Source organism: Streptomyces hainanensis, assembly GCF_004348415.1.
Classification (GTDB): Bacteria; Actinomycetota; Actinomycetes; order Streptomycetales; family Streptomycetaceae; genus Streptomyces; species Streptomyces hainanensis.
This window is the reverse complement of sequence record NZ_SMKI01000694.1, coordinates 1-2,754: the sequence shown is the minus strand read 5'-3', so window position 1 is coordinate 2,754 and position 2,754 is coordinate 1. Positions and strand designations below refer to the sequence as shown.

Below are 2,754 nucleotides of genomic sequence, written 5' to 3'. Positions count from 1 at the left end.
GCCCCGACCGGCACCGGCCCCGACCCCGGCCTCGACCCCGGCCTCGACCCCGGCCTCGACCGGTCGACCCTGGCGGGTGATCGGGAGGGAGGCTATGCTCCCTCCCGATGAAGACTCTCCCTCTTATCAGTTGGGAGGCCCCGTCCGCGCCAGGTGAGTGCTGATGCTCACTCAGATCGCGAACGAGGACTCCTCCCGCCTCTCCCTCTGGCAGCGCGTGCGCGAGTTCGCCGTGCCGCCCTCCATGATTGAGACCGCGACCGCCCGTCGTCGCGTCGGGGACTGGGCGGGGGCCTGCGCCGCCGCCCGCGTCGACGTCGACCTCAACCTCCGCTCACTGGCCCGCGCCCACGGCGGTGAGGTGGCGGCCCGGCTCCGGGCCGATCTCCGCCACCTGGCCCCCGACCTGCTGCGCTGGCACCTCCCGAGGATCGCCCCCGACGGCCTGCTCCGCCCGGGGCTGACCATCGCGCTCGCCCGGTACGAGTCCCAAGCCGCCGACGGCCGGCGCCCGTTGCTCCTGGTGGTCCGCACCCCGCCGGCCTGGGCCAGCGCGGGGCAGCGGATCAGCCTCGCCCTGTGGGACGGAACCCACGCCGAGGCCACCGCCCGCCGCCACCCGCATCCACACCCCGGCCGGCGGTTCCGCCTCGACCTGCACCGCCACCTCTGGGACACCCGCCGCACCGGCGAACTGCCCGCCAGATCAGGGGCCGAAGGACACGACCCCGTCGACCGGTGGGCCGCCGAGGCACGGATCCTGCTCGCCGCCGAGGGGCGGCGGGCCGGCGACGCCGCCGGTGCCGTCCTCGTCAGGCTGGCGGGCCGGCGCCGGCTGCTCCTCGACCTGGCCGCCGGCGAGGTGCGGGTCGCGGCGGCACCCAGAGCCGGCCGGGCGGCCGGGCTGCCGGTGCTGCCCGACGCGGCGACCTGGCAGCCACCCGACGTGGCGCTGCTCAGGGCCGGCGTGATCGAGGCCGACCGGCTGCACCCGCTGGTCGCCGCGGCACTGGCGCCGGACCACCCGGCGCCCGCGCCGGCACACCCACCCGCCCCGGCGGGCGGGCCGCGCCTGGTGGACTGCCGGGGAGCCCGGCACCGCATCGCCGTGGTCGACGGCGTGCTGGTGCCGCTCGACCACGACCCGGTCGAGCTCCGCCGCGAGGAGCTGCTGGCCGCGCTGACCGGCACCCCGCTGCCCTGCCTGCGGGCGGTCGACGAGGCACACCGCCGCCCCACCGGCCTCGCCGAGGTCCGCGCCCGGCTCGACCACGGCGACACCGCGGGCGCGCTGGCCGTCGTCGAGCAACTGCTCGGGTCCGACGCGACACTCCGCGACGGCGAGCTGCGGGACGAGCTGGCGGCGGCCGTGCGGCGGCGGATCGACCACGGCATGTTCCGGGCCGGCCTGGCCGAACCCGGAACCCACCGCCTCCCCCCGCGCCGGGACCGTCCCGGCGACCACCGCTCACGCCCACGGCACACGACCTGCCGCTGACCGGGCGCCCCTCCACTCGGCTGTTCCGCCACCGACCACACAGGTGATCACCCATGCCCGCAAACGCCCGACTCGACGTCGCCGACGAGCTGTTGACCCTGCTCCGCGACACCACCACCGAACCCCGCCCCGACCCGCAGCTCGAAGCCCTGACCCTGGCCGTCTCCGCCGACCTGCCCGTGCTGCTGTGGGGCGAGCCCGGCATCGGCAAGACCGCGGCCCTCACCCAACTCGCCGCCGCCCTCGACCTGCCCCTCACCACCGTCATCGCCAGCGTCCACGAACCCTCGGACTTCGCCGGCCTGCCCGTCGTGGGCGACGACCCCGCCGAGCAGGGCGTCCCGCTCGCCCCGCCGGACTGGGCGGTGCGCCTGGCCAGGACCGGCCGGGGGCTGCTCTTCCTCGACGAACTCTCCACGGCCCCGCCGGCCGTGCAGGCCGCGCTGCTCCGCCTCGTCCTGGAGCGGAGGGTCGGCGCCCTGCGGCTCCCGCCCGGCGTCCGGATCGTGGCCGCCGCCAACCCCCGTGGGTCGGCCGCCGACGGCTGGGAGCTGAGCCCGCCGCTCGCCAACCGGTTCGTCCACCTCCAGTGGGCCCACGACCACGAGGTCGTGGTGCGCGGCCTCGGCGGCACCTGGCCGCTGGCCACCCTGCCCCGGCTCGCCCCCCAACAGCTGCCGGAGGCCGTGGACTTCGCCCGCCGCGCCGTGTGCGGGCTGCTCACCGGCCGCCCCGGACTCGTCCACCGGCTTCCCGACAACGAGACGAGGCGCGGCGGCGCCTGGCCCTCGCCGCGCAGTTGGGAGATGGCCCTGCGGCTGGTCGCCTTCGCGACCGCGGCCGGCTCGTCGCGGGACGTGCTCTCGCTGCTGGTGCGGGGCACGGTCGGCGACGGTCCCGGGCTCGAACTCCTCGCCTACCTGGACCGGATGGACCTCCCGGACCCCGAGTCCCTGCTCGCCGACCCGGCAGGCGCCGTGCTGCCCGAGCGCGGCGACCTGCGCCAGGCCGCGCTCGACGGCGTCGTCGCGGCGGTCCGCGCCCGCCCCGACCGGGACCGCTGGGACGCCGCGTGGGCGCTGCTGGTCCGGGCGGTGGAGACCGGCGCCCCCGATCTGGTGGTCGTCCCCGCGACCACCCTGGCCACGCTGCGCCGCGAGGACTGGGACGTGCCGCCGACGATCGAGCGGCTGGCCGGCGTGGTCTCGCTGTCCCGGCGGGCGGACCGGGCGGCCGAGCGGGTCGGGGCCGCCCGG

2 protein-coding genes are annotated in these 2,754 nt (G+C 77.8%); both read left to right on the top strand.

Translation table 11 applies throughout. The features are described 5' to 3' along the window. Positions 1–163 precede the first annotated feature (163 nt). Positions 164–1,498, top strand: coding sequence for a hypothetical protein (locus E1283_RS34805; RefSeq protein WP_132822163.1), 1,335 nt, complete (start codon positions 164–166; stop codon positions 1,496–1,498). A gap of 53 nt (positions 1,499–1,551) precedes the next feature. Then, the coding region (locus tag E1283_RS34800; RefSeq protein WP_132822162.1) for an AAA family ATPase at positions 1,552–2,754 on the top strand (1,203 nt) is incomplete at its 3' end.